This window comes from Pantoea sp. WMus005 (assembly GCF_013415305.1).
GTDB lineage: Bacteria > Pseudomonadota > Gammaproteobacteria > Enterobacterales > Enterobacteriaceae > Pantoea > Pantoea rara.
Genome location: NZ_JACBXU010000003.1, coordinates 235,124 through 260,965, shown reverse-complemented (window position 1 = coordinate 260,965; position 25,842 = coordinate 235,124). Strand labels below are relative to the sequence as shown.

At 54.6% G+C, this 25,842-nt stretch carries 24 protein-coding genes; 8 read left to right on the top strand and 16 right to left on the bottom strand.

Annotated elements, in window-relative coordinates:
* The first annotated feature begins 129 nt into the window (after window positions 1-129).
* Entirely contained in the window at window positions 130-981 is an 852-nt protein-coding gene (locus tag HZZ01_RS13985) for a Vmh family MBL fold metallo-hydrolase (protein WP_179898205.1), read from the top strand.
* 83 nt (window positions 982-1,064) lie between these two features.
* Here HZZ01_RS13985 and HZZ01_RS13980 read toward each other — a convergent pair whose 3' ends face one another.
* Window positions 1,065-1,736 carry a hypothetical protein gene (locus HZZ01_RS13980; RefSeq protein ID WP_179898204.1) on the bottom strand — a complete coding sequence of 224 codons (672 nt, stop codon included), beginning with the start codon at window positions 1,734-1,736 and terminating at the stop codon, window positions 1,065-1,067.
* Window positions 1,737-1,924: 188 nt separating this feature from the next.
* On the bottom strand, window positions 1,925-2,812 hold the full coding sequence (locus tag HZZ01_RS13975) for a LysR family transcriptional regulator (RefSeq protein WP_179898203.1): 888 nt from the start codon (window positions 2,810-2,812) through the stop codon (window positions 1,925-1,927).
* 97 nt (window positions 2,813-2,909) lie between these two features.
* Between HZZ01_RS13975 and HZZ01_RS13970 the strand changes: the two genes are divergently transcribed.
* Complete coding sequence (locus HZZ01_RS13970) at window positions 2,910-3,968, top strand: SDR family oxidoreductase (protein ID WP_179898202.1); 1,059 nt, start codon at window positions 2,910-2,912, stop codon at window positions 3,966-3,968.
* 54 nt (window positions 3,969-4,022) lie between these two features.
* Here the strand turns inward: HZZ01_RS13970 and rluF are convergent, their stop codons facing one another.
* The 4 genes from rluF to HZZ01_RS13950 form a co-directional block, all read right to left on the bottom strand.
* Entirely contained in the window at window positions 4,023-4,901 is an 879-nt protein-coding gene (gene rluF, locus HZZ01_RS13965) for a 23S rRNA pseudouridine(2604) synthase RluF (RefSeq protein ID WP_179898201.1), read from the bottom strand.
* A gap of 103 nt (window positions 4,902-5,004) precedes the next feature.
* Window positions 5,005-5,475 carry a GNAT family N-acetyltransferase gene (locus tag HZZ01_RS13960; RefSeq protein ID WP_179898200.1) on the bottom strand — a complete coding sequence of 157 codons (471 nt, stop codon included), beginning with the start codon at window positions 5,473-5,475 and terminating at the stop codon, window positions 5,005-5,007.
* Window positions 5,476-5,660: 185 nt separating this feature from the next.
* Window positions 5,661-7,634: an autotransporter outer membrane beta-barrel domain-containing protein gene (locus HZZ01_RS13955; RefSeq protein ID WP_179898199.1), complete on the bottom strand. Its 1,974-nt coding sequence runs from the start codon at window positions 7,632-7,634 to the stop codon at window positions 5,661-5,663.
* Between the two features lie 197 nt (window positions 7,635-7,831).
* Complete coding sequence (locus HZZ01_RS13950; RefSeq protein WP_179898198.1) at window positions 7,832-8,722, bottom strand: MurR/RpiR family transcriptional regulator; 891 nt, start codon at window positions 8,720-8,722, stop codon at window positions 7,832-7,834.
* Between the two features lie 472 nt (window positions 8,723-9,194).
* Between HZZ01_RS13950 and HZZ01_RS13945 the strand changes: the two genes are divergently transcribed.
* Together HZZ01_RS13945 and HZZ01_RS13940 are read left to right on the top strand one after the other, a co-directional pair.
* Window positions 9,195-11,315 (top strand): TonB-dependent siderophore receptor, encoded by a 2,121-nt coding sequence (locus HZZ01_RS13945; protein ID WP_179898197.1) that lies wholly within the window; start codon window positions 9,195-9,197, stop codon window positions 11,313-11,315.
* Between the two features lie 34 nt (window positions 11,316-11,349).
* Complete coding sequence (locus HZZ01_RS13940; RefSeq protein WP_179898383.1) at window positions 11,350-12,444, top strand: ABC transporter substrate-binding protein; 1,095 nt, start codon at window positions 11,350-11,352, stop codon at window positions 12,442-12,444.
* On the opposite strand, the gene HZZ01_RS13935 is transcribed toward HZZ01_RS13940, so the two are convergent.
* The 5 genes from HZZ01_RS13935 to HZZ01_RS13915 all read right to left on the bottom strand — a co-directional run bounded on the left by HZZ01_RS13935 (window position 12,433) and on the right by HZZ01_RS13915 (window position 17,833).
* Window positions 12,433-13,416, bottom strand: a complete 984-nt coding sequence (locus HZZ01_RS13935; protein ID WP_179898196.1) for an XdhC family protein — start codon at window positions 13,414-13,416, stop codon at window positions 12,433-12,435. The genes HZZ01_RS13940 and HZZ01_RS13935 overlap by 12 nt on opposite strands.
* The gene (locus HZZ01_RS13930) at window positions 13,413-13,979 is read right to left on the bottom strand and encodes a nucleotidyltransferase family protein (protein WP_179898195.1); all 567 of its coding nucleotides are present in this window, start codon (window positions 13,977-13,979) and stop codon (window positions 13,413-13,415) included. Before HZZ01_RS13930 ends, HZZ01_RS13935 begins: the two co-directional genes overlap by 4 nt.
* Window positions 13,980-14,073: 94 nt before the next feature.
* Complete coding sequence (locus HZZ01_RS13925; protein ID WP_179898194.1) at window positions 14,074-16,383, bottom strand: xanthine dehydrogenase family protein molybdopterin-binding subunit; 2,310 nt, start codon at window positions 16,381-16,383, stop codon at window positions 14,074-14,076.
* The gene (locus HZZ01_RS13920; protein ID WP_179898193.1) at window positions 16,380-17,372 is read right to left on the bottom strand and encodes a xanthine dehydrogenase family protein subunit M; all 993 of its coding nucleotides are present in this window, start codon (window positions 17,370-17,372) and stop codon (window positions 16,380-16,382) included. Before HZZ01_RS13920 ends, HZZ01_RS13925 begins: the two co-directional genes overlap by 4 nt.
* Window positions 17,369-17,833 (bottom strand): (2Fe-2S)-binding protein, encoded by a 465-nt coding sequence (locus HZZ01_RS13915; RefSeq protein WP_179898382.1) that lies wholly within the window; start codon window positions 17,831-17,833, stop codon window positions 17,369-17,371. The genes HZZ01_RS13920 and HZZ01_RS13915 overlap by 4 nt, the downstream gene beginning before the upstream one ends.
* Before the next feature lie 421 nt (window positions 17,834-18,254).
* Between HZZ01_RS13915 and HZZ01_RS13910 the strand changes: the two genes are divergently transcribed.
* Both HZZ01_RS13910 and HZZ01_RS13905 read left to right on the top strand, forming a co-directional pair.
* Window positions 18,255-18,392, top strand: a complete 138-nt coding sequence (locus tag HZZ01_RS13910) for a hypothetical protein (protein ID WP_179898192.1) — start codon at window positions 18,255-18,257, stop codon at window positions 18,390-18,392.
* Between the two features lie 315 nt (window positions 18,393-18,707).
* Window positions 18,708-19,148, top strand: coding sequence for a GNAT family N-acetyltransferase (locus HZZ01_RS13905; protein ID WP_179898191.1), 441 nt, complete (start codon window positions 18,708-18,710; stop codon window positions 19,146-19,148).
* Window positions 19,149-19,289: 141 nt separating this feature from the next.
* On the opposite strand, the gene HZZ01_RS13900 is transcribed toward HZZ01_RS13905, so the two are convergent.
* The 4 genes from HZZ01_RS13900 to HZZ01_RS13885 form a co-directional block, all read right to left on the bottom strand.
* Window positions 19,290-20,225: an omptin family outer membrane protease gene (locus HZZ01_RS13900; protein ID WP_179898190.1), complete on the bottom strand. Its 936-nt coding sequence runs from the start codon at window positions 20,223-20,225 to the stop codon at window positions 19,290-19,292.
* Between the two features lie 268 nt (window positions 20,226-20,493).
* A complete protein-coding gene (locus HZZ01_RS13895) occupies window positions 20,494-20,982 on the bottom strand; it encodes an N-acetyltransferase (protein WP_179898189.1) in 489 nt (162 codons plus the stop codon).
* Between the two features lie 153 nt (window positions 20,983-21,135).
* Window positions 21,136-21,438 carry a hypothetical protein gene (locus HZZ01_RS13890; RefSeq protein ID WP_179898188.1) on the bottom strand — a complete coding sequence of 101 codons (303 nt, stop codon included), beginning with the start codon at window positions 21,436-21,438 and terminating at the stop codon, window positions 21,136-21,138.
* On the bottom strand, window positions 21,435-22,337 hold the full coding sequence (locus tag HZZ01_RS13885; protein ID WP_179898187.1) for a LysR family transcriptional regulator: 903 nt from the start codon (window positions 22,335-22,337) through the stop codon (window positions 21,435-21,437). The genes HZZ01_RS13890 and HZZ01_RS13885 overlap by 4 nt, the downstream gene beginning before the upstream one ends.
* Window positions 22,338-22,454: 117 nt before the next feature.
* On the opposite strand from HZZ01_RS13885, the gene HZZ01_RS13880 reads away from it, so the two are divergent.
* Complete coding sequence (locus HZZ01_RS13880) at window positions 22,455-23,180, top strand: SDR family oxidoreductase (protein WP_179898186.1); 726 nt, start codon at window positions 22,455-22,457, stop codon at window positions 23,178-23,180.
* 219 nt (window positions 23,181-23,399) lie between these two features.
* On the opposite strand, the gene HZZ01_RS13875 is transcribed toward HZZ01_RS13880, so the two are convergent.
* Window positions 23,400-24,602, bottom strand: coding sequence for an MFS transporter (locus HZZ01_RS13875; protein ID WP_179898185.1), 1,203 nt, complete (start codon window positions 24,600-24,602; stop codon window positions 23,400-23,402).
* A 60-nt stretch (window positions 24,603-24,662) separates the two neighbouring features.
* On the opposite strand from HZZ01_RS13875, the gene HZZ01_RS13870 reads away from it, so the two are divergent.
* Complete coding sequence (locus HZZ01_RS13870) at window positions 24,663-25,742, top strand: AraC family transcriptional regulator (protein ID WP_179898184.1); 1,080 nt, start codon at window positions 24,663-24,665, stop codon at window positions 25,740-25,742.
* Window positions 25,743-25,842 lie beyond the last annotated feature (100 nt).

Here is a 25,842-nt window from a genome sequence, read left to right as displayed (position 1 = left end):
ATTATGAAACTCAGCATCTCTGATTGCGGGAATTCTAACAGATTCTCAAATGGGTAGAATAGCGCCACTGACGCTAAACCGCGCCCGATACACCTGCCTGAAGCGGGCATTTATCTCTGAGGATTCTCAATGAAAGCCACACTATTACCTGTGATGTTGATTCTGGCTTCGGCCTCCGCCAGCGCGGCCAGTCTGCAACTGGAAACCTATAATCCGCAGGAGAAGGGCATCTTTCCTGTCTCCTCCACGCTGGTTTCCGGGCCAACCGAAGCGATCCTGTTTGATGCACAGTTCAGCACGCTCGACGGGGAAAAACTGGTGGAGATGATTAAAAAGAACGGTAAAAAGCTGAAGGAAATTGTGATCACCTCAGGCGACCCTGATTTTTACTTTGGTCTGGAGCCGATTATTAAGGCCTGGCCGGATGTAAAAGTGGTTGCCGCGCCTGCGGTGGTGAAACATATTCAGGAGACACATGACGCCAAGCTGAAGTACTGGGGTCCACAGATGAAGCAGGGCGCGCCGGATAAGGTGTTCGTGCCTGAAGTAACGCATCAGACAAGCTTCAGCGTCGACGGCGAGGTGCTGGAACTGCGACATCCTGAGCACTATGCCGCCTACATCTGGATCCCCGCTGCGCGCACCATTCTGGGTGGAACGGCCCTTTCCTCTGGCATTCACGTCTGGACGGCTGACACCCAGACCGTTCAGAGCCGCGCGGAGTGGCGTCATATCCTTACAGAAATGCAGACGCTGAATGCGAAAACGGTTATTCCGGGTCACTACCTCGGTGCACGTCCTGCGGGTTCGCAGGCGATTGATTTCACACTGAATTACCTGAAGCTTTTTGAAGCGGCACTGTCACAAGACAAAACCTCATCAAAGGTGGTTACCACCATGAAAGCCGCCTGGCCAGAACTGGCTGAGCCGGCTTCGCTGGAACTCAGCGCCAAAGTCAATACCGGCGAGATGAAGTGGTAAAATCCGTTGTGCGGCCAGTTAACTGCCTGGGGCGTCGTGTTTCAGCGGTGACATCCCTGAACTAAAGCAGAGATGCTCAGGTGCTATTTTTTAGCCAGATAGCGCCTGTCATCACGCGCCTGCAACCGCGCCTCCGCCGGGGTCGGAAAGATATAGTGAAACAGATCGCGGTAAAAACTCAGGTGCTTCAGTAATCCTTCCTGAATAGCTTTACTGATGTCTTTGATCAGGAATTCCTGGGTAGTATTGAAGTTACCGACGCTGAAAAAAGTTTTGTCATAGACGTTGACCACCCCTTCCCATTTCATCACCTGCTCCTCTGGAGAAGCGCCCTCAGAAGCGACGAACATCCCTTTGTGGGATTTCACACCCTGTTTGCTGACATAGGTCGTTAAGGCGTCATAACCGCGTTTGTTGCGCCAGCGGCAGAATTCATAGGGCACATCGTAATGCGGCAGCACAAAGTCCGGGCTGCGAAAATGTTCATCCCCAATCAACCCATCCAGCGTAACCGTGAAATGCAAAAAGTCCTGCAGGAAGTCAAACTGGCGGGTTTTAGTGAGCGAGACATTAATGGCGTAGTGACCCGCCTTCACATACCAGTAATTGGTAAAACCGGTGACCAGAATACAGAACGCCTGCCAGTCACTGAGTCTTCGATCCCCCGCCAGCCCCCTGAAACGGCTGATCATCATCCGTGATTTGGGATGCTGATACGCTTTCAGCAGCGGATCGTTCATACCTTTCAGTAACATCAGGGACACTCCTTGATTGATTGCGCTTATCCTGCCACGCCCGGATCAGGGTGAAAAGTGTCGTTGTTCTGAATATGAGCACATTAAGGTCTATAGGGGGAGAAGCTCACTGTTTGATCTGGAGGCAAGAGGATGCCGTTATAACCCGTCAGGCATTGGAGGCTGGGAGCCTTACCGGATCACCCTTATCACCGCACCACCAGTACCTCACTCACCTTCGCCACCAGCTTGCGGACTTTATCAGGAATAAAACGGGCATCAGGGAACACCGCATACAGATAGCGGTCGGGAAGTCGCCAGTCCGGTAACACCCGTATCAGTCGGCCAGATGCCAGCGCGTCTGCACCGATCAGCGTCTGTAAGCCGCCGATCCCCAGCCCCGCTTCAAGCGCCTGCATGAGTGCATCACTGTTGTTAGAGCGAAATACACTCTCTACCGGCACAGATACTTTTGCCTCCGCCGAAATCAGCTGCAGCGGCGCATTGGGTGACACACCGCTGAAACGTATGTAGGGATGGCGCTGCAAATCATCGGGTGTCTGCGGTGTGCCGTTACGTGCCATCCATTCCGGGGAAGCCACCAGCACGGTTTCAACCGTGGTCAGCGGGCGGGCAGCTAAAGTGGCAGGCGGTGACTCGCTGAGGCGAATCGCCACATCCACGCCCTCGGCGATGAGGTCCGACAGGCGATCCTCCAGCGCAATATTCAGACGCAGCGCAGGATATGTCTGCTGGAAGGCAATGAGATGCGGCATCAATCGCTGCCCGATGCCGCTCGGCAGCTGAATATGCAGTTTGCCGTGAAGCGGCTGCGATCCGGGCCGCAATTGCTCTTCCAGCTCCTCCATTGCGCTGAGCACCAGCCTGACCTGCTGGAGATAATGCTGCCCCTGCTCCGTCAGCGCCATTTTTCGTGTAGTGCGGTGCAAAAGCACCACACCCAGCGTCTCCTCGAGTGCTGCGATCTGCTGGCTCACTGCCGATTGCTTCATGCCGTTTTGCCGTGCCGCTGCTGAAAAAGATCCCGCTTCCGCCACCCGGACGAAAGTCTGTATCGCCGTCAGTTTGTTCTGCATTTATTGATTTTTCTGATAAGTGATATCCGGTTGAGGGTATTTAATCAGAATTAAGCGCAGGTGAGAATGCGGCTTCTCTCTTAACAAGGCTGTAAACATGAAAACGACGCAAGGTAAAAAGGTTGCGCTGGTGGCAGGAGCCAGCGGGATTGTCGGCCAGCAACTGAGCCAGGCACTGGTGGCAGACCAGTGGCAGGTAACCGCGCTCACTCATCGGTCAGACTTTGCAGTTAACGGAGCCGGGGTCATCGCAGTGGATCTGCGCGACCCGCAGCAGAGCCATGAACGGCTGGCCTCGCTCACTGACGTCACCCATATCTTTTACAGCGCCTGGCTGAATAGCGCTGACTGGGAGTCGATGGTTGGGCCCAATCTCGCCATGCTGCAGAATCTGGTTCAGGTAATGGAAGATATCGCTCCGCTTGAACATGTCAGCCTGATGCAGGGATACAAAGTGTATGGCGCCCATCTCGGGCAGTTTAAAACGCCGGCGCGGGAAAGCGATGCTGGCGTACCCGGTGCCGAATTCAATGCCGCACAGCTAAACTGGCTGGCTGCACAGCAGCTGGGTAAAGCCTGGCACTGGAGTGCTTTACGGCCTGGTGTCGTCGGCAGTAACCGGCCTGGCAACAGTATGAATCTGGCACTGAGCCTGGCGATCTATGCGTCGATCTGTCGTGCGACACGACTGCCCTTACGCTTTCCCGGTTCGCAGAAAACCTGGAACAGCTTAGTCGATTTTACCGATGCCACGCTGCTGGCCGACGCCACGATCTGGACCGCGCGCAGCCCTGATACACACAATCAGGCGTTTAACATCAACAATGGCGATCTCTGGCGCTGGTGTGAGCTGTGGCCGGTGATTGCAGCCTGGTTTGAACTGGACGTCGCGCCACCCGTCTCGCTGTCGTTCCGGCAGATGTTTCAGGACTATCGTGCGCTGTGGGGGGGCATCGCCGCCGAAAACGCACTGGTCGAAGCCGATATTCTCAGGCTCAGTGACGGCGCTTTCGCAGATTTTGTTTTTGGCTGGAACTACGACATGTTTGGCGATGGCAGCAAACTGCGACGGGCGGGTTTTCACGGTTATCGTGCAACCGATGAGATGTTCTGCGATCTGTTTACCCGCTTTCGGGTGGCAGGGATTATTCCGTGATGGCGTAGTGAAAGCACAGAGAGCGAGGTTATCGCTCTCTGCACAGGACGGATCTTAGCGCCCTTTCTTCTTACGTCCCGGCTGCACAAAGCGCTTGCGTGATGCACCGCTGGCGTCCGCTTTTTCAGCCGGTTTAGCGGCACTCTTCTGCGGTTTTTTAACGGCGGCGGCTTTTGCCGGGGCTTTGGCTTTCTTTGCGGGTTTATCTTCTGAGGAGGAGTTTTCCAGCAGTTTAAACAGCTCAACGAGTTCGTCGTCAGTAAGATCGCGCCATTCCCCCAGCGGTAAGCCTTTAAGATTGACGTTCATGATGCGGGTACGTTCCAGCTTCGTGACTTCAAAGCCAAAATGCTTACACATGCGGCGGATTTGACGATTCAGACCCTGAACCAGTGTGATGCGGAAGACAAACGGCGCTTCTTTTTTCACTTTGCACTTTTTAGTCACCGTGCCCAGCATCGGCACGCCTGCACTCATTCCGGCAATAAACTCGTCGGTGATGGGCTTGTCGACCGTCACGACATACTCTTTTTCGTGGTTGTTACCGGCGCGCAGGATCTTGTTGACCAGATCACCGTGGTTGGTGAGGAAGATCAGGCCCTGAGAGTCTTTATCAAGGCGGCCTATCGGGAAGACGCGCTTGCTGTGATTGACGAAGTCGCTGATGTTATCCCGCTCACCCTCTTCCATGGTGGTGATGATCCCCACGGGCTTATTGAGCGCAATCAGCACCAGATCGTCTTCGTCGCGCGGTTCAATCAGCTGACCATTCACCTTCACCACATCGCCTGCAAATACCTGCGCGCCTACAGAGGCGCGTTTGCCGTTAATGAAAACGTTGCCCTGCTCGATGTAACGATCGGCGTCACGACGGGAGCAGATACCGCTCTCGCTGATGTATTTATTAAGACGTGTTGATGATCCAGTCAGCATGATTCCTCCAAAAAACGCGGACTATACCTTACCGGCGGTGGCTTGCGAAGTCTTTGCGCGGGAAACTTTTCCCACTCTTCGTCAGGCCGGGGAGTGTCCGCAATTACAGGTCAATCTCCATCGCCATACAGCGCAACGCGCAGCCCGCCAGCTTTGATGGATAAAGACTTTCACCCAGCGGCCGGAAGCCATGCTGCTGATAAAAGCTCACGGCGTTCGGCGTCGACTCAAGCGTCAATCGGCGGTAGCCACGCTGCAGCGCCTCCGCTTTGATGGTGTCGATGATCAGACCCGCCATTCCCTGTCCGGCGAAATCGGGCAGCGTAAAAATGGCTTCCACACTCGCGGCAGCCAGATCCAGCGATCCCGTAGCCACTGGCACGCCGTCCGGGCCATCAATCACGAAGAAGGGATTTACACGAATCATCGCAGGAAAACTGGCGGGCATGCGGTCCGGCGTCCACGCCGCAAGGACATCGGGTGGATAGGCATTCTGGCAGCCATGACGGATGGCCAGATTACGAATATTCCATAACGTGTATGCCTCTTCGGGCGATGCCTGTCTGACAATCATGATGGCCTCCGGCTCCTGGACTGAGCCGTTACGTTATCACACTGCAGCGGGGTTAGATGCGTGAAAACAGCACGCTTCAGGAGAGTGAAACACCTGAGCGTGCCGGAGGCATAATGAGGGTGCCATCCCGCTCCAACATTGCCCGCCGCTCTCCTCCTGCGATAACGACAGACAACGCTGAACGCTTAAAAGCGGGCGTTAAGCCCGACATTCCATGTCACCTGATGCGTGTCGCTGTTGCCTGCCACAGCAGAGACGCCCGCGAACGCATTGACCGATGCGCCAATGGGCACGCTCGCACCGACCGCCATATCGATCCAGTTATCATCACGGGAACCGCTGCTGCGGGTAAAGGCGGTGCGGGTCGACTTCAATCCGGCGGTGACTGCAGAGTCGCTGTCACCAAACTGGCGGTTATAGCTGACCTGCGCCCAGGGATTGATCAGCAGATCTTTGCTGTCGATACGCCAGCCGACTGAGCCGATTTGGGAATGCAGTGTCTGGTCGCCAAAGCGCATAGAAGTACTGCTGTTGCCTTCTTCCTCATAGCCATCGACCTGGGTGTAATCCAGCGCATAGCTGGCCATCGGGCCGGTGGAGACATAGCGACCCAGCGGTAAATCCCAGCCGGTCTGTACCCGCATACCCAGCACTGTGCCGTCACTGCTGCCCTTTTCAGTGCGTGTTGCCGGTCCCAGCCTGATCTGACGCTTGATATCATCAAAGTTGAGATCGGCATAATGGACATCCGCATTAATCCATCCACTCTCGAGATAATTGAACTGACTCCAGAGCGCCACCAGATTGCCGCGTAAACGGTAATCAAAGCGCGATGAGGGATCCTGACGTTGCGAGGTGGTGGAGAGCATCGCTCCGGCCTGCCAGTGATCGGTCAGCTGATAGCCGACACCCACGGTGCCAGTGGCGCTGGTAGCATCGCCATCGAGCAGGCTGTCGCCGCGAAAATCACGCTGCTGCCCGGCATAACCGCCGAAAACTGTCAACTCACCCGCGCTAGCGGGCTGCTGACGCTGCTGCTGCAGATGTCCATCGAGCGTATTATGCGCATCGCCCACCAGCATCGACGGCGCCTGACTTAGCGCCGCCACCTGCAGCGGAGCATTCAGTACCGACTCAATATAATCGGCGATCAGCGCATGCACTGCCGGGCTGGGGTGCAGTCGGTCGGCGAACAGATATTGCTGTGACTGCGAAAATCCTGGCGTTGAGGAAGTACAGTCCATGGATGAGACGCCAGGCGGACAGGCCATACCCGCCGTATTGCTGAGTCCATACAGACGCGGATTATCAATCACCTCATTAAACAGGCCATTGATATCCACCCGCGCGATGTTCCCGTGTGCTGCCACCAGCCCCTGTTCTTCAGCCTGATTGTAACGATCGGTAAGGGACGCAGCCTCCTGACTCAGTAACTGCCAGGCGGCAATCAGCTGTTGCGCAAGGGCGTCGCGGATAAGCGGAATCGAAGAGACCTGTCCCGCCGCCTCGTTAAGTGCGGTTTCAATCGCCTGCTCTCTTGCAGCACGGTCCGGTGTGGTGGTGGTGCTCAGCGACTGAAACAGCGCCGCCGTAGCGGGTTGCGCGGCCGGGCCAAGCACCTGCAGTATCGCCTGCAACAAAGCAGGCGTCGCTCCCACATTTGGTACCGTCGGCACAATCACCGTTCCGGCCCCGGCATTCAGCAACCGGCTGACCTGTGAGGCCGCTGCACTGGCACTGTTATCCACGATCTGCTGCGCAGCAAGCGGCGCCAGGGCTGCCGCCGCTAAATCATTGCCGCCAATCCAGTGAATGTAGAGACCGTTCGGGTCGGCCCGTCCGCCACGCGCCGCAAGGTAGCTATCAAGCTGATCCTGAGTATTAAACAGGGGATTGATCGCCGGCACTGCAACGGCGCCACCTTCGGCATAGTTCTGTCCACCCTGGGATGAGGGACGCAGGGTATCGCCCAGCGATTGCGCCAGGATTTCGTCATAAAGCGGATGGGTCGCGCTATCGTAGGTAAAGCGGCCTACGTTGCCGCCATCACTCAGGCTATCGCCAAAAACGGTGAGATCGCTCCAGGCAAAAGCAGGCAGAGGGGATAGCAGGCTCAGGGTTGCACAGCAAAAAAGGTATTGCGCGTGAAGGGGTTTCATCAGCAGCTCCGCACAAATCAACATTAAAATGAAAGTAAGTGTCGCACCCGGTGGCGCGGCAGCTGTAAGCGTAGACGTCTGAGAAAAGAGGCAGAAGAAAAGACGCGATCGACGTCGCAAAGCGGAGAAATTTGACTTAAAGGAAGCCATGACGATCGGTCTATCGGGAAATTCCGGTCACGGCTTAGTGATATTTGTTACTTTTTACTGGCAGATTTCAGCCCGCGATAGAGATCCTGTAACCGTTTCATAGTTTTAACCGTGCGCTGCGGCAGTGTCGAGGCCACCGACAGGATCAGCATCTCCAGGCAGACCATAATCGTGCCGTGCAGCGGAATGCGTCCCTTCTCGCCACCGCGAGGCACATTAATCACCACATCCGCCTCGCGCGCGAAAAAGGAATCGGTGGCGTTGGTCAACAGAATGACTGGAATACCCAGCCGCTTCGCTTCACGTACCACGGTAGTGCCTTCCCGGTGTGCCGACTGCTGCGCCATCATCACCAGCACGTCACCACGCTGCAGCGCCAGCATCTGTTCTGCCAGCGCAATACCGGCGCGATTCAGAGAGAAGGCGGGAAGACCAATACGGTTTAGCAACCGCACGGTATAGTCCGCCAGAATTCCCGAAGCATTTATGCCAAAAATAGCGACTTCCCGCGCTTCGCCCAGCAGTGCTACGGCATCGGCCACCGCCACCCGATTCTGCGGCTGCGACAGCACCTCACAGGCGTGCCGGTGGCCGCTCAGCACAAAGTCGATGGCGCTGTTCACGTCGCTGGTCACCTCACTGACAGTGGTGACCATCTTATCTTCAGAGGTCAGCGACGGACCAAACCAGGCTTTCAGCGTCTGCTTGAGGTCGCGCAGCCCGCTGAAGCCCAGTGCCTGAATAGCGCGGATCACCGTGGCATCAGAAGTATTATTCGCCACGGCGATCTCCATCGCGGTGCTTTCGAGCACCGTTTCGCGTTGTTGGTCAATATAACGCGCCACGGCCAGCAGACGGGGAGAGAGCTGCTTTTCGCGGGCACGAAGACGCTCTGCCACCACATCCACTCTGTTTTTGATCGGCCTGTTCAGTTTCATGCTGTTCCTGCTGCTGACGTTAAAAGTAAGAAAGGCTCACTACCGGTCTGTTACCACAGTGACATTTTCAGAACCCGAAAATGTAGTAAAAGTCCCATGCTGTTATGCATTTCACCTGCAAAAGCCAGGGATAAAGACCTTTCACCGCATCCTTTAATGGATTGATATTCAATTTTTTCAATATATTACTAATAAACCCTGAGCAATTACTTTATCAAAAGCGATGCGTCAAAAATGTAGCAGAAACACTGCGATTTATGTTTACTACTACATTATCGGATGTTTGAATGATTCTCAATTACAGATGAGAAGTATTGTCGTCCGGGCGACGTAATGGTGTCTGACCCTGATGTGCTCTCCTCTGCTTAACGCGCTGCATATTGCAGACCACCTCCAGGGAAGCCCTGCGTGAATGACAGCCATCAGGGCGTATTAGCTTTAGAAACTGCCAGTTACAGACACGAAAAGAAAAATGAAAAACAAAGACTCACGATATCCGGCCCGACACCCCGCTCTGGTCGTGGCGATGTGTGGCAGCATGATGCTGCCGCAGGTCCGTGCAGCAGCCGACAGCGCTCCGGATATGACCGTGACGGCGGATGCCAGCGCAGAGGGAAATTACATCGCCAGCGAGAGCAGCGTCGCCAGCAAAATGCCGACCGCGCGGCTTGACGAGGTGCAATCGGTTAGCGTCGTCACACAACAGCAACTGGAGGACTTCCAGGCTAGCTCTCTGGCGGATGCGATGCGCTTTGTCAGCGGCGTCTCCGAGGCGAACACGCTGGCAGGCACCGAAGATGGTTTTGTCCGACGCGGTTTTGGCAGCAACGCTGATGGGTCAGTCTACCGGGATGGCATTCGCAGCAGTCAGGGACTCAATTTTGATGCCACCACCGAAAGGGTTGAGGTGCTGAAAGGCTCCTCCTCGCTACTGTATGGCATCCAGAATCCTGGCGGCATTATCAATGTGGTCAGCAAAAAGCCGCAGTACAACTGGCACTCCAGCGTCACCGGGCGTTACGCCAGCGAAGGTGGCGGCGCAGGCACGGTGGATGTTACCGGCCCGCTGGGCAACGGTTTTGCCTTCCGGCTAATTGCCGAAAAGCAGAATCAGGATTACTGGCGCAACTTTGGCAGTGAAGATCACACACTACTGGCGCCATCACTGCAGTGGTTCGGCGAGCAGGCCAGCTTTCTCATCAGCTATGCCGACTATCGCTATGACATTCCCTACGATCGCGGCACGGCCTTTATCGACGGCAAGCCGATCGACATCGGTTATAAAGATCGCCTGGATGACAAAGCCAACCACGCCTGGGGCCATAACAAAACCCTGAATGCCCACTATGACTGGCAGTTTAATGATGAGTGGCGAACCCGGTTAACGCTGGGCTGGAATCAACGACGTTATGACAATAACGAGGTGCGCGTGACAGCGGTGAATGCCACCAGCGGCGTGGTGACACGTCGTGCCGATGCCAATCGCGGGTTTAACCATAAAACCAAATACCTGAGCTGGGATCTGCTGGGTAACCCGGAAATCCTGGGGATGCAGCACGCGCTGGTGGCAGGCACCGACTATGAGATGAACCAGACTTATCGTGCCCATCAGTATCAGGGCAAGATTAACCGCCAGTTCAACTATTTCAATCCCGACTATGACCTGCTGTCACCGGTCACGGACAACGGTACGGAAAACAGCGCAGCAGCCAATAATCTGAACCGTATTCATAGCCGCTCGCTCTACGCTAAAGACAGCATTTCCCTGTCACGTGACTGGATTGTCGTGCTGGGTGGTCGTTATCAGCATTATGAACAGCGCGCCTCGCGCGGCTTTAATCCGCAGGTGGAGACTCTGAACGACGAGGGCAATAAATTCCTGCCGCAGGCGGGGGTGATCTACAAACTTACGCCAGATCTCTCTTTCTACACCAGCGTCAGCAAGTCGTTCACGCCTTCAACCGATGTCGATGATGACGGCAACGTCGGTAAACCGGAACAGGGCACCAGCTGGGAAGTCGGCAGTAAATGGCAGCTATCACCGGCACTGCTGGCCAGCGTAGCGCTTTATCGGATAGATGAAAGGGCGATGTCACTGAATATCAATGGCAGCACGCGGGCGATTGATAAAGCGCGATCGACGGGTGCTGAATTTGAGCTGAACGGCCAGATTGCTGAAGGCTGGGATTTGAGTGCGAACTACAGCTATGATCAGGCGGAAATCGTCAGCGACCGGGTTAATCCGGATAACAACGGCAATCGTCTGCAGAACGCCCCGCGTCATGCCGGTGCGCTCTATCTGAGCCATGACCTGCAGGTCAGTGGCCTGCCAGGCTCGCTGCGACTCGGCGGCGGCGCGCGCTATATCGGTAGTCGCGCAGGCGATCCCGATAACAGTTTCACCCTGCCCGACTATGTGGTGGCAGACAGCTTCGTCGCGTGGAAAAACCACCTGTTCGGCGAAAAAACCGAGCTGCGCCTGAACGTCAATAACCTGTTTAATCAGCACTATTACACTTCAAGCGGCGGCAATCTGCGCGTCCGTGAAGGCGAAACCCGCAACCTGATGGTACAGGCCCGTGTTGAATTTTAAATCGCTTCGATCTGCGATGCTGATGCTCGGCGTGATGCTGGTCAGCGCAGGGGTACACGCCCGTACGCTGACCGACATCACTGGTCGCCAGGTGACCATCCCAGACCATCCGCAGCGTATTGTGCTGGGTGAAAGCCGGATGCTCTACAGCGTTGCGCTGCTGACGCCAGGCAATCCGCTAAAGCATATCGCTGGCTGGCCGCAGGATCTGAAAAAGTATGATCCCCAGACCTGGCAGATCTTTGCCCGCCAGTTTCCGCAGATGAACACTATCCCGGTACTGGGTCTGGATGGCGTCAATGACATGAACCCTGAACAGGTGATCGCGCTCAAGCCTGATGTGGTCATCCTCCCGCAGCTGGCCCGCAGCAGTGAAAGCGGCGCCGTGCTGGAGAAGATGCTCGCGGCGGCGAATATCCCGGTAGTGAAAATCGATCTGCGGGTTGAGCTACTGAAAAACACCGAGCGTAGCATCACGCTTCTGGGTGAGGTACTGAATCAGCCCCAGCGTGCTGCTGACTTTAATCGCTTTTACCGCAGCCATATGCAGCGCATTACGAGCCGGCTGGCGGCCTACCATGGCCCGAAACCGTCCGTGCTGCTGCAGTTGCATCTTGGACGCCGCAGTGAGTGCTGCGTGACGTCGGTCAATGGCAATCTGGGTGAGCTGCTGAAGTTTGCCGGTGGCAACAATCTTGCCAGCCAGCAGATCAAAGGTGTGTTTGGGCGGCTGAGTGAGGAAAGCGTGATTGCGGCCCAGCCAGATTACTACTTCGCCACCGGCACCGGCAGCGCTGATGACGCAGGCGCGCTGAAGGCTGGTCCCGCCGTCACCACGGCGCAAACCCGGCAAAGCCTGCTGGCGCTGACGGGTCAGCAGAATGCGCTGAAGCAACTCACAGCACTGCGCGACGGTCATGCCGGCGCCATCTGGCACAACTTTTATCTCAGTCCGTGGCATGTGGTCGCGACCGAGTTTTTCGCGACTACGCTCTATCCACAGCTGTTTCATGACGTCGATCCTGAACAGACGTTACGACAGCTGTTTCGGGATTTCCTGCCTGTCCCCTATTCGGGCAGCTACCTCTATCGGCTGGCTCCCGAGGAGAAACCGGCATCAGGCGGCTGACTCCCCGCGATTTTTCACCCGGACGATATCGGCCATAACCGACAGCGCAATCTCTGCCGGCGTTTTGCTGCCGATGGGCAGGCCGATGGGCGCATGGATGCGGTCCAGTTCGGCACGATCCAGTCCGGCGATCTGTTTTAGTCGCGCCCGCCGTTTCTCGCTATTTTTCACCGATCCCATGATGCCGATATAGAATGCGGGTGTGGCAATCGCCTCCATCATGGTCAGGTCATCAATACGCGGATCGTGGGTCAATGCTACAATCGCCACCGCCGCGTGCGCGCCGTTCAGCTCCAGCCAGCGCGCCGGATGCTGTGATACCAGCGTCACGTTATCTGCGCCACTGAAGTGGCTTTCCAGTTCCGTCAGCATCTCCGGGCGGTGCTCACAGACCCGCACGTGAAATCCCAGCATCTGCCCGAGGCGGATGCACTCATGGGCCACGCTGGAGTAGCCCGCGATTAGCAGTTCCGGTATCGCACCGACCGGCAGTAACATGTGGTCTTCGCTGGCATCCAGCGCGGGTAAAACCCGATCGGCGGCGAGGATTTCCCACTGCGCGCGTTCGCCGGGCCGTATCATTTTTACCACTGGCTGTTGTCCACTCAGCGCGCGCTGCATCGCCGTCAGCAGCGCCAGCGTGGTGTCATCAGGCGGCAGAAACTCTATGACGATCTCAAGACTGCCACCACACGGCAGACTGACGTCAGGCCGCATGCCGCCCTCGCCGTATCGCACACGCTGACTACTGGCGCGATAGGCACCCGCCGCCAGTTGTGCCAGAAAATCCTCTTCAATGCAGCCGCCTGACAGCGATCCGCAGTAAGCCCCGGTTTCGTTAACCGTCATCAGCGTGCCCGGCGCGCGCGGTGAAGAGCCGTAGGTGCGCAGCACCGTGCACAGCCAGACCTGCTGGCCCGCCTGGCAACTGCTGAGTGCCGCATCAATGACGCGTTGATCCAGCGTTATCATGAAAATTCCTTTATTAACTGGAGATCGGCGGGGAGGTCGATATCACACAGGCAGCCGCGATCGTAAAGCGGTAGCCGGACGGCCAGTGACTTCACTGCCGCCTGCGGCCCGGCATCGCCCTGCAAAACGCTCAGCATCGGATAACATTGCTGCTGAAAGCCCACCGGATGGCCTGCCCTGCCGTCAATCCACGGCCTGACGATCGGCGCATCCGCCAGCGCGGCACTGACCGCACGATAACTTTCAGGCGTGACAAACGGCATATCGCCCAGCGCAATCAGCCAGCCATCATAGTCGCGGCTGGCGTCAACGCCGGCAGCGATCGATTCGCCCAGCCCGCCGCTGTCACAGGGTACTAAAGTCGCCTGCGAGCAGAGCATGTGGATAGCAACAGCATCAGGACGTGTCACCACGAACAGGTCAAGCCCGCTGGCAGCGGCATTCTCCAGCGTGTGCTGCAGTACCGGTTTGCCCGCCAGGTCAGCCAGCAGCTTATGCTCGCCAGCCTGTTGCCGAAAACGGCGGCTCAGCCCGGCGGCCAGTATGACCAATGCTATCTTCACTTTCTTCTCCGCCTGACGTGCAAAACGGGCGCAGGCTCCAGCCGACGCCCGCAAAACGACAATCTGATCTGCTGTCAGCAGATCAGGAACCGGCTCAGATAATCTTGTCGAGCGTAATGGGCAGGTCGCGTACACGCTTGCCGGTGGCATGGAACACGGCATTACTGATCGCTGCCGCAACGCCGACGATACCCAGTTCACCCACGGGTTTACCCCCCATCGTGGTCGCCTCAAAGTCCGGCTCGCCAACGTTGATGGTCGTGATGTCAGGAATATCACCGTTAACCGGCACCAGATAATCTGCCAGGTTGTTGTTGATCACCCGACCGTTACGCGGATCGATAATGCCCTCTTCCATCAGTGCCTGACCGACACCCATGATCATGCCGCCAATCCACTGACTGCGCGCCAGTTTAGGATTGTAGAGACGGCCGCTGTCGAGTGCCGCCACCATTCGTTTTACCCGAATGGTGCCGAAATCTTCATCGACGCGCACTTCAACAAAATGCGCACTCCAGCTGTGGGCAGAGAATTTTTCAGGACGGGTCCCGTCATTGAGGTTGCGCACCATCTTGTCGCGCTCACTTTCTGACATATCGTCCGGGAAGGTTCCGCCTTTCACCGCCAGACTCTCCGACGGTGCCAGGCTCGCCAGCTCCACGAATGACACCGCCAGATTGCTGCCCTGAGTATGCTGCACACCGTCGCCTTTCAGCGTGAGCTGGGATACGGGCGTTCCCTTCAGTGGCGACTGCGGCAGCTCACTGGCCAGCTTCAGCAGCTGGTCACGCATACGTTTAGCCGTGTCGTCCACCGCGGCGGTTACGTTACCTGCCAGCTGCGAACCGCCTGCTACACCCGCGCGCGGCAGCTCGGTATCACCCAGCTGAACCTCAATGGTAGTGGAAGCGACGCCCAGAATGTCGGCGGCGGTCTGCGCCAGAATGGTATAGGTTCCGGTGCCGATATCCGCACCGCCGCACTGCACCACAAATGTTCCCTGCGGCGTCAGAATGATTTTCGCTTCAGCGGGCAGTTTGTTGACCGGATAGGTGCCGGAAGCCATGCCCCAGCCAATCAGTTCACGCCCTTCGCGCATCGATCGCGGCGTCATGATCCGCTGGTCCCAGCCAAAGGCTTCTGCGCCTTTCTGATAGGCCTCTTTCAGACGGCGCGAACTCCACGGCAGGTCGAGTTGATAATCTTTGTCTGCCCAGTTGCGCAGACGCAGCTCCAGCGGATCGATGTTCAGGGCATAGGCCATCTCATCCATCGCGACTTCCAGCCCAAAAGCGCTGGGGTTTTCACCCGGTGCACGCATCCAGCCTGGGGTCACGGTGTTGATCGGCCTGATCTGATGCTGAGCAGAGACGTTTTCCACCGCATACATACGGGCGGTGACTTTGCTGCAGTTCTCGGCGAACACGTCAATGAGTGACGTTTCACTGAAGCTACGCTGGATAATCGCCTGGATTTTGCCGTCACGGGATGCACCCAGCTCCAGCTGCTGTGAGGTGGCGGCACGTCCGCCGAAGCCGGTAAAGATCTGCGGACGGGTCAGCGACACCTTGATCGGACGGTTCAGCGCCCGTGATGCCACACTCGCCAGCGCGACGTGGGTATAAGGAACCGGCTTTGAACCAAATCCGCCGCCGACATAAGGCGAGATGATGCGCACGTCCTCAACCTCAATGCCCATCCACTCGGCGATTTCAACCTGCGCGCCCGCTACCCACTGGCTCGGCTCCCAGACGGTGATGCGTCCATCCTGCCACTGCGCTACACAGGCGTGCGGCTCCATCGGCATGTTGTATTCGCGCGGTGTGGTGTAGCGCTGGCTCAGACGCACCTCGGCCTGCTGCATCGCCGCCTGCGCATCGCCCATATCGATATCCTGCTTCGAGACCGGTTTCGGCTCGACGCCCTCATCCGTGGCAAAAATCAGCGCGGGTGAGGTTTCATACTCAATTTCCACCAGCGAGGCCGCATAGGTCGCCTGCTCAAACGTCTCTGCCACCACCAGACCGATGTTCTGGCCGTTGTGAACAATCACATCGTCCTGAATGGGGGTATAGGTTGTCTGCGCTGCACCGCCGTCTGCAATTGCGGTTGGCTTGTTGATCTTCAGCGTGTTCAGGTGCGTATAGACCGCCAGCACACCCGAGGATTGTTGTGCCTTTTCCGTCGACATGCGGCTGATACGACCGCTGGCGACAGTGGACTGAATCACCACGCCATAGAGCGGATTTTCCGGCTGATGCTCGACCGCATAACGTGCCTCGCCGGTGACTTTTACTTTACCGTCGCCTCGCGAGCGTGGAGCACCCAGCCCTTCAATCGCTGTGTCTGCCGCTGAGTTCGCCTTTGTTAAATCCGGACGCGCCTTGTCATTTACGTCACTCATGCGGTTTCTCCTGCTGCCATCAGCGCGCGTGCAATCACGCGCGGTGCCAGTTTCACTTTATAGGCGTTATGAGTCAGCGCCTGCGTTTCCTGAGTAATGAGTTCAGCCGCCTGGAACACCGTCTCTTCATTAAACGGCTGGCCTTCCAGCGCCTGCTCTACTGACCTGACCCGCCAGGGTTTGGTTGCCACGCCGCCCAGGGCGATATGCACCTGACGCATCACACCGTTTTCCAGCGTAAAGCCTGCGGCTGCGCTGGCTGCAGCAAACTCATAGGAACTGCGGTCGCGGACTTTAAGATAGTGAGAGCGACGAAGTGACCCGGTTTGCGGCACTTCAATCGCCACAATAATTTCGTCATCATGCAGATCGTGCTCGCGGTCAGGCGTATCACCTGGCAGCAGGAAGAAATCATCAATTGCAATGCGGCGGGTTTCGCCCTGCTGATTCTGCAGGACCACAATGGCGTCAAACGCCACCAGCGCAACGGCCAGATCGCCGGGATAGACCGCGATACAGCTGTTGCTGGCACCGAGAATGGCATGGTTGCTGTTGACGCCATCCAGCGCGGCGCAGCCAGATCCTGGATTGCGTTTGTTGCAGGCCGTGAAGGTCGCCGGATCGCGATAATAGGCGCAACGGGTGCGTTGACGTAAATTGCCACCCAGCGTCGCCATGTTTCGAATCTGGGGAGACGCAGCCTGCCACAGGCTGCCATAAATGGCGGGCGCGTTCTGCTGGCACGCGGGATCATCCGCCAGCTGGCTCATGGTGACCAGCGCGCCAGCGGTGATCTTATCTTCTCCAAACTGCAGGTTTTTTAGCTCCGTTAAGCCGCTGATGCCAATTAACTGCGGGGGAGTGAAGACGCCACACTTCATCAGATCGAGCTGCGTGGTGCCGCCTGCCAGCAACTGGCTGCCTGACTGCTGTTTCAGTGATGCAGCATCCAGAGGAGACTGGGCGACTTTCCAGCTGAATTCATTCATGCGATCTCCTTCGCCATCTCTGCGGCAGCCTGTTTAATGGCATCGACGATGTGCGGATAAGCCCCGCAACGGCATAAGTTGCCGCTCATGTATTCACGAATCTCATCGTCCGAACCGGCGTGGCCCTCTTTGATGCAGGCGACGGCGGACATAATCTGGCCCGGCGTGCAGTAGCCACACTGGAAGGCATCATTTTCCATAAAGCAGCGCTGCACCGGGTGCAGTTCACCCTCGCTGGAGGCCAGCCCTTCAATGCTGGTCACGTCTGCGCCGTCCGCCTGGGCCGCCAGCGTCAGACAACTCAGCACACGCTGACCATTAATCAGTACCGTGCAGGCACCGCACTGTCCCTGGTCGCACCCTTTTTTGGTGCCGGTCAGGTTCAGTTGTTCGCGCAGCGCGTCGAGCAGCGTGACACGCGGATCGACCTGCATCTGCTGCGACTGGCCATTAACCTGCATTGTTAGCGATATTTTTTCCGACATTGTCTGCTTCCCATTGTTGTGGGCTAAAAAGATAAGTTTTTATTGGTATTTTTCTGACGGGAGTTAAATCGGGGAAATTGTGATAACCCTAATCTTTACGCGCGTATCTCTGCCTTTATGTTTAGCAGCTTTTTTGGGATCTGGTGGAGAAGTCGGTAAAAGTCAGCGTTATCTGAGGTGTATAAGGAAATAAAACGCTATAAAAATAATGATATAACGTTTTTATCTGTCTGATCTTAGTCGATTTACTGGAAACACCTCTTGTCCGGGGAGCTTACGAGGGATTTACAGCTTTTTCATCAACTTTGCCGTAAAAAGCGCAGCCGTGAAAGCCATTTTCAGGATCGCCAATCTGCCAGACATCAATGTGGCTTTAACGCTCTGTGGATAAGCGTCTTTGTCAGTAACGCTAATCACGGCTCATCATTTTCTGATCAACATCTGGAGTAATGCCGATCAGGCGACTGAACACATGTACATGGGCGACATGGGCCGGACTATCGCCACAGACAGTCACGCGGTGATTCAGCGCTGAAACCGGCTTTGGCTTCCCTGAAGATAGACAGCGTGTGCGGCTCCTGAACGTCTGGCTACGGTTCAGTCTGCAAGGGCAATCGTGCTGGATTTGGGCTACGACAATGTGTGTGCATTTATCATCTTTTTTCGCCGTGTATCTGGCGTGACGTCTGGACGATATAAATTTTGAGATCAGGAGACTGATATAAGGTTTGTTAAGAGCAAAAAAGCGGGCATCATCTTCAGCAGCAATGTCACTTTGTGTTATTCGGCTCTTAAGGATATAACTGCATTATCATTGACATTTATCTTTGTCATACAGGGAGTAAGACTGATGAACATAAATATCAGACCAGCCAAATTATCTGATGTTGAGAGTATTTTCACTGTCAGAACATCTGTTATCGAAAATCATCTTAGCCATGAAGAAATGCGGAAGATGGGCATCACCGAAAGTACTGTAGGCGAAATGATCGAAAAGGGTCATTGCACATGGGTTGCGACAAAAGATGATGAAGTTATCGGTTTTTCGATGATTTTAACGGAGAAAGGCTGTCTTTATGGTCTTTTTGTTCTTCCTGCCTATGAAGGCAAAGGCATCGGTCGCAGACTGACCCTGCTTGCGGAACAGGAGCTGTTCAGGCATCACGATATTGCCTGGCTTGAAACCGATGGAAATAGCCGCGCGGCGAAATTCTATATGCAACTCGGCTGGGATAATAAGACAAAAATTGATGGTGATTTTATCCGGTTAGAGAAGCAACGCTGCACTTGATGTGTATCGCTGAAACAGATAACTGGCTGTCGGCTTATTCAAAGCCCTCTTTTCAGGATTGATGCATCTGGTGATTTTTTGAAAAACATAAAGCCCATGGGGGCTTTATGTTTAAACAATCATATGACGCAACGCTCTGGATCAGAACCGGTATTGCAGACCCGCGGTAATAGTAGTGTTTTTATTTGATATACCAGCCGCATCTCCGTTAATTGTTCCCGAATCACCGGAAAACCTGTCAATAATCTGCGTACTGCCTTTGCCTTCTTCGTATTTGCTGTAAGTGAATTCGGCAAAAACTTTGGCATTTGGGGTCACATAATATCCGGCATCTACCGATGTTCCGTAGTATCGCGAATTAGTCGCTTTCTCACGGAAAGTAAGATCACGCATATAGTGCTCGTCGTTGTCATGCGCCCGGACCCAGTCACTGAATTTAAATAAGGCGTTAAATTCAAAGTCGTTAATACGGTACTGGCCCGCAAGGCCAATGTACGGCATGGAAAAACGCTGGCTGTAGCCAATACCACGTTCGCCTCTTGGGAAATCACCGGTAGAAGCGCCGTTATCGTAATTGTAGGATCCGCCAAAGGCCGTCCAGCTTAAACGCGTTTCCTGATAACCAGCAGTTAACCCGGCCTTATAGTTATCTCCCTGTAAAGCCCAGCCCTTTATATTGAGATCGTATTCATTGGCGTAATTAACATCCGTGCGGGGATGGGAGGAATGGTCTGTCCAGTCAGACTGGTTGTCATCAAGCCAGTCATAGTCATCCATATGACCTGAACCAGAAGCCAGGGAAGTCCAGCCTCGCGCATTCAGTGTCAGAAATGAATATGCATCCCATGAGAGTTCGCCTTTCAGAATAGCCACATTCTTTATTTTCCAGTCCAGCTGACTCACTTTGCGGCCTGTTTCTGTATCGTAAACCATCTCATGAGATTTGCCACTCAGCATCCCGGCTGACGTCGAGACGGTAAAACTTTCAGGCGAAAGAGTCGGTGCAAACCGACCTGAATCTGCACAGGCTCCGCCTGACAAAGTCATCATCATCACTGCAACGGTGCTTTTTTTCATTTTAATTCCATATCCATGAAGGTAATCCTTGTACAGCAGTGCCGTTCTTTTCGTAGCACGACCACTGCGTTTCTATACTCACCTGTGGGGCACGAAACCTGGAAAACTGACGAAACCCGGCGCTATGACTCGTCTAAAGCCCCGGGGACGCTTAAACCTTTTTGCTCGCAGGTTTGAACCGTTAAGGCAAATTCCTTCATCGGTTTCTTTTTAAAAAACATTAATTATTTTTTTCATTGCGCCGTTCGTCAGCAGCCTGAGGTACGACCTAATCCCCGGAAGCCAGCGCGCTCAGGCGTTCACCCTGAAGGGCATAATTCACAATGCTGTCATCTACTCTTCCACCTAAAGAGCGATAAAAATGATTAGCCCGGTGGTTTGATTTCTCAGCATTCCAGCTCAGGCTGCGGCAATCCTGCTCAAGAGCGAGTTTCGCCATAAAGCGCATTAAGGATTTTCCTGTACCCTTCCCTCTCTCGCTTTGTGAAACATAAAGCTCCTTGATATGAAGTTGTCCGCTGTATCGGGGTGAGGGATAGAGAATACTGCAGCAGGCCAGCCCAATAATATGCGTCTCGCAGCGAGCCCTGATCACCCATGTACCGGAGGACTGGCTGAAAAGTTGATGGCGGAGATAATGCTTCAACAGTGGTTCCTGAATAATGCCTTTTCCATAATAGTGTTCTTCCATTTCAGTAAAGATTGTTACTACAGATTCCCATTCATCTGGTGGACACCGTTCTACCGTGACTTCCATGTTTATTCCTTTTAGTAAATTTGACGTAACGTCGGGATATGAGTGAAAAACAGGGCATGCTGACAAAAAAGCAGTTTATATGCGAGTAGCAGATGCAGTAAACGCAACGCGGAACGCATACGGTCTGCATTGCGTTACCGGGCATTACTCTGCTTATTTGTAAATATCAGCGGTGTCAGAAAGGACGTTGTTGCCACCTGCGCTTTTGCTGCCAGAGTAGCTTTTAACGCTGAAAGCGGTGAATGCCGTGAATGCCGTAAAAAGCGTGCTGCCCGCGACCACGCTGATCCTGTTCGAATAGCCTTCATGGGGATGAACGCCGTTACCTGGTGATTGTGAAAGGCACCGCCGATCAGCATGGCAAACCGCAGCAAGTTCAGGTGCATTTATCTCCGCTTTGACTCTGGTAGCCAGATTCACATGAGAATCTGGCTTTTTTATTGTTGCGGCAGTCAACTGAGCGGCTCAGGCTGTTCCTGTACCTCTTTCAGAAAATCCACAAAGGCGCGCAGCGGTGCTGAAATAAATCGGCTGGGGAAGTAGAGCCAGGGACCTTCAAATTCAGGCCACCAGTCCGGAAGAACGGGTTGCAGTTCACCTGTCGTAAAGCTGGGCTGCAGCCAGTTTTCAAAGACGGCGATAATCCCCTGCCCTTTTTTTGCCAGCTCAATCGCCCCTGAAGCCCCATTGACGCCGATCGTCAGGCGACCAGCAGGGTTAACACTGCAGGTTTCGCCGTTACGTTCAAATTCCCAGGGTATCAGCGCGCCGCTGGAATATTTAAGGCGGATGCAATGATGTTCGGTCAATTCAGTCGGATGAACAGGAGCACCGTGGGAAATGAGGTAGTCGGGAGCCGCCGCCAGTGCCAGACGCTGGCGGCGCGGACCGACAGGAACGGCAACGCTGTCCTGGGCCAGATGTTCTCCATAACGTATGCCTGCATCGCAACCTTCTGCCGTGGCATCAATCAGGCGATCGTCCACCATGATCTCGACGCGCAACAGGGGATGGCGATTGAGAAATTGCTCCAGTAAAGGCGGCAGAATATCGACCATCACCGCGCCCGTCACGTTTAGCCTGAGTAGCCCACGCACCTCGTGTTGAGAACTTGCCACGTCATTCATCACCGATCTCATTTCGCTCAGCAGAGGTGCCATGCGCTCAGCCAGCATCCTGCCCGCTTCGGTCGGCGTTACGCTGCGGGTTGTGCGGATGAACAGCGGAACGCCCAGGCTCACTTCCAGCGCGGTGACCCTCTCACTAACCGTTGAGGGTGCCAGTCCTGACGCCTTTGCTGCGGCCCGGAAACCCCGGCCTCTGAATACGGCAAGAAATATCGCGATATCATCCATCTCAATTCCGCCATTGTTCGAATATCCGAACAGCGTATTCGTATTGTGACCTCTTATCAAACAGACCTGAGAGATTTATAACTCAACTACACCTGCATAAATTACTGAGGCAACAACATGAGCAAAAGAACAGTTTTAATTACGGGCGCAAACAAAAGTATTGGCTTTGAAACGGCCAGAGAGATGGGGCAGTCGGGATTTAAGGTCTGGCTGGGATGTCGCGACGCAGTACGCGGTAAGGATGCAGTCAGTCTGTTGCTCTCGGAAGGAATTGACGCACGGCTGGCTATCATTGACGTGACAGACCAGGAGAGTATTGATGCGGCCGTCGGGCAGTTAAAGTCAGAAGATGGAAAGCTTGATGTGCTGGTTAATAATGCGGGTATTCCCGGAATCTACCCCAGCGCGCCAGAGGCACAGAGCATCAGCGATATTATGACGGTTTATAACACCAATGTTTTTGGCGTCATCAGGGTAATGCAGGCTTTTCTGCCACTGCTCAAAATGGGCGATGCGCCGCGGATAATAATGGTCAGCAGCGGACTGGGATCTCTGGAGTGGGTTTCCGACCGAACGCATCCTTACTCTCAGGTAGCGGCACTGGGCTATACCAGTTCGAAAACAGCACTTAATGGCGTTACGGTGGCATTTGCCAACGGGCTGTCAGAATATGGCATCAGCGTAAACGCAGTTGACCCGGGTTATACGGCCACCGATTTTAACGGACATACCGGTTACAGAACGGTCTCCGAAGCGGCCAGAGGAATCGTCTGGCTCGCGGCTGAAGCAGCCCAGACACTTACCGCAGGCTTCTATTTCGATGAAAAGCGTGCGCCCTGGTGAATAATATTTCCAAAAGCAACCCACCTGCCTGGATGTAGCAGGTGGGTTGGCAGATTGCGTCACAACGCCTGGAGTGTTGCGTCAAATTCGATTTCAATTATGGTGGCATTATCCTGCACGAACATAAGCGGAACAACGCAGGAAATCTTAAGGCTTCTATTCTGGCCAGCAATCGAATTCAGCTGGCCTTTATATAAATCGGGATCATATTCGTAATGATCAGATCACCGCGACCTTCACTTTCAGTCCAATAACGAGCGTGGCAAGAAACATTATGCAACCCGCTGTGATGAAAACACCGGGTACACCGCTGATAGTAAACAGTAAGCCTCCCAACACAGCCCCAGCAGCAATGGAAGACTGTACTGCTGCGACTACCATCCCACCTGCTGTTTCAGCCTGATCGGGAACGGAACGCGCAACCCAGTTTGACCAGGCTACAGGCACGCCACCAAAGGCCATCCCCCACAACGCCACAAGCCCGATCAATCCCTTTTCTTCCAGTGGAAATAAAATCATGCTCAATGCGGCTAAACCCACAAGTGCCGGCATCATTATCAGGGTTAAGCGCAGGCTTCTTTCCATTAGCCATCCCGCCAGTAGCGTACCAATAAAATTAGCGACACCGAATCCAAGCAGTATTAAAGACAAATGGTCTGAATCCAGATGAGCAATATTTTCAAGAGCCGGACGAATGTAGGTAAATAGGGCATATTGGCCCGTGTGCGCAATAACACATCCTGTCATTCCAATCGCAATGCCCGGGCGTCGAAGGACATCCATGACAGATGCTGTCACCCTCATTTTGCGCGGAGCCATGCCAGGAAGCGTAAACAGCTGAAAGACCAGGGTCAGAACACCTACACCGGTTGCAGCGATAAATGCACTGCGCCAGCCATATAGCCCACCTAAATAGCTCCCCAGTGGAATTGAAATGACGGTGCCAACGGCAATACCACTAAAAATAATGGAGAGAGCGCGCGGGACGCTTTTAGCAGGGACCAGTCGCATAGCTACGGCGGCAGCCATACTCCAGAAGCCTCCCAGCGCGATGCCCAGCAGAATGCGCATGACTAACAAAACGGCCAGACTTGATGAAAGTGCGACCAGCAGGTTGGAGGCAATCATAAGCAAAGTAAAACCCAGCAAGACATTTCGACGATCATAATTACGCGTCAGGCGGGGAACCATCAGGCCGGCAAACAGGGCTACCACTGCAGTTACAGTCACAGCCTGACCTGCAAGGGCTTCGGTCACACCAAGATCGGCGGCCATAGGTGTCAGCAGGCTGGCAGGAAGATATTCTGCCGTCAGCAATCCAAAAACTCCCATAGTCAGTGAAATAACAGCCATCCATGAGGATTCTTTAGGTTCTGAACTATACAAACAAGCGGATACCGCTTCAGTAGCTTCATTTCTCATAACATACTCTTTCTGAAAAAATTTCAGTTCCAAGTCTAGAGGTGAGAAGCTGGACGATCTATGATGCCACATCCTGATTTTTTACCCGAAACCCCGGACGTGTATGTGAATAAACATTTTGCCCTGTCATCCGATCTCGTCAGTGAGCTGCTGCTGGAGATGCGTCTGCGTGGTGTGCAGTACCGCCGTTTACAGACTGGCTCTGAGTTTGGCATCGGTTTTAGTAACAGGCCGGGACATGCCTATTTTCATTACATTGCGGTGGGAACTGCACTGCTGCGCACAAACGACGGTGCAATTCACGAGCTGAAAGCCGGAAGCATGGTATTTATGCCCCAGGGTGAGGAGCATCAGCTTATATCGGAAGCTGGCTGTGCATTCCAGGATATCGATACATTAGGCTCTGCGCCTTTGGGCGAGGCCGTTAGCGGAATTAATACCTGCCCCAGTTCGCATCCGACGCCCAGTACAGTTCTGTTTTATGGCTGTATGGAGTTCGACCTCGGTGGAATGCAGGGTCTGGGTAAACTGATGCCGCACGCTATAGTGGTCGAGGCTAATGAACAGATCTATTCGGGGCTGGTTCCCATTCTGGGTGCGATGAAATTTGAAATCTGTTCCGGACGCGCGGGCTTCGCAGGCATTCTGGCACGTCTGGCAGAAGTGGCTGCTGCCATGATCGTGCGTGGATGGATTGAAAACGGCAGCGAGAATGCCGCTGGACTTATCGCTGCGCTTCGTGATCCACGCCTTGCCCGTGCGATTCTGGCCATTCATCGCGATGCGGGCCGTGAGTGGTCTGTTGCTGAGCTTGCTGCTCTCTCTCATGTGTCACGTTCTGTTTTTGCTGAACGCTTTACATCAATCATTGGAATACCTCCCCTGCGCTATGCAAGGGAAGTGCGCATGCGCCTCGCAGGTCACTGGATTCTTCATGATAAAATTTCGATAGACACCGTAGCTTTACGTCTTGGCTATGCCTCACAGGCTGCATTCAGCAGAGCTTTTAAGCGCATCAATGGATATCCGCCGGGCGCTATGCGGCAACGGCCAACTAAAAGCGATTTGGCAAAGTCCGCTTCTGGCAGAGAGCGGAAGGAATCAGATGAACGTCAGCTAAGAGCGAAAAGCGCACCCTGACCTGCAGGATGGTTATCAGCCAGTGTAGTTTCTGAAGTTTAAACTGCACATAAGATGACGGCAGATAACGATGATTCGATATGTCCCTCTGAAAGGCGGG

Coding starts and splice junctions, on each gene's coding strand:
- HZZ01_RS13960 (WP_179898200.1), bottom strand. CDS start 5,475: ATGATTGTCAGACAGGCATCGCCCGAAGAGGCATACACGTTATGGAAT.
- HZZ01_RS13925 (WP_179898194.1), bottom strand. CDS start 16,383: ATGAGTGACGTAAATGACAAGGCGCGTCCGGATTTAACAAAGGCGAAC.
- HZZ01_RS13920 (WP_179898193.1), bottom strand. CDS start 17,372: ATGAATGAATTCAGCTGGAAAGTCGCCCAGTCTCCTCTGGATGCTGCA.
- HZZ01_RS13885 (WP_179898187.1), bottom strand. CDS start 22,337: ATGGATGATATCGCGATATTTCTTGCCGTATTCAGAGGCCGGGGTTTC.
- HZZ01_RS13955 (WP_179898199.1), bottom strand. CDS start 7,634: ATGAAACCCCTTCACGCGCAATACCTTTTTTGCTGTGCAACCCTGAGC.
- HZZ01_RS13940 (WP_179898383.1), top strand. CDS start 11,350: ATGCTGGTCAGCGCAGGGGTACACGCCCGTACGCTGACCGACATCACT.
- HZZ01_RS13875 (WP_179898185.1), bottom strand. CDS start 24,602: ATGAGAAATGAAGCTACTGAAGCGGTATCCGCTTGTTTGTATAGTTCA.
- HZZ01_RS13900 (WP_179898190.1), bottom strand. CDS start 20,225: ATGAAAAAAAGCACCGTTGCAGTGATGATGATGACTTTGTCAGGCGGA.
- rluF (WP_179898201.1), bottom strand. CDS start 4,901: ATGCTGACTGGATCATCAACACGTCTTAATAAATACATCAGCGAGAGC.
- HZZ01_RS13935 (WP_179898196.1), bottom strand. CDS start 13,416: ATGATAACGCTGGATCAACGCGTCATTGATGCGGCACTCAGCAGTTGC.
- HZZ01_RS13950 (WP_179898198.1), bottom strand. CDS start 8,722: ATGAAACTGAACAGGCCGATCAAAAACAGAGTGGATGTGGTGGCAGAG.
- HZZ01_RS13880 (WP_179898186.1), top strand. CDS start 22,455: ATGAGCAAAAGAACAGTTTTAATTACGGGCGCAAACAAAAGTATTGGC.
- HZZ01_RS13980 (WP_179898204.1), bottom strand. CDS start 1,736: ATGTTACTGAAAGGTATGAACGATCCGCTGCTGAAAGCGTATCAGCAT.
- HZZ01_RS13915 (WP_179898382.1), bottom strand. CDS start 17,833: ATGCAGGTTAATGGCCAGTCGCAGCAGATGCAGGTCGATCCGCGTGTC.
- HZZ01_RS13895 (WP_179898189.1), bottom strand. CDS start 20,982: ATGGAAGTCACGGTAGAACGGTGTCCACCAGATGAATGGGAATCTGTA.
- HZZ01_RS13970 (WP_179898202.1), top strand. CDS start 2,910: ATGAAAACGACGCAAGGTAAAAAGGTTGCGCTGGTGGCAGGAGCCAGC.
- HZZ01_RS13985 (WP_179898205.1), top strand. CDS start 130: ATGAAAGCCACACTATTACCTGTGATGTTGATTCTGGCTTCGGCCTCC.
- HZZ01_RS13870 (WP_179898184.1), top strand. CDS start 24,663: ATGATGCCACATCCTGATTTTTTACCCGAAACCCCGGACGTGTATGTG.
- HZZ01_RS13975 (WP_179898203.1), bottom strand. CDS start 2,812: ATGCAGAACAAACTGACGGCGATACAGACTTTCGTCCGGGTGGCGGAA.
- HZZ01_RS13905 (WP_179898191.1), top strand. CDS start 18,708: ATGAACATAAATATCAGACCAGCCAAATTATCTGATGTTGAGAGTATT.
- HZZ01_RS13945 (WP_179898197.1), top strand. CDS start 9,195: ATGAAAAACAAAGACTCACGATATCCGGCCCGACACCCCGCTCTGGTC.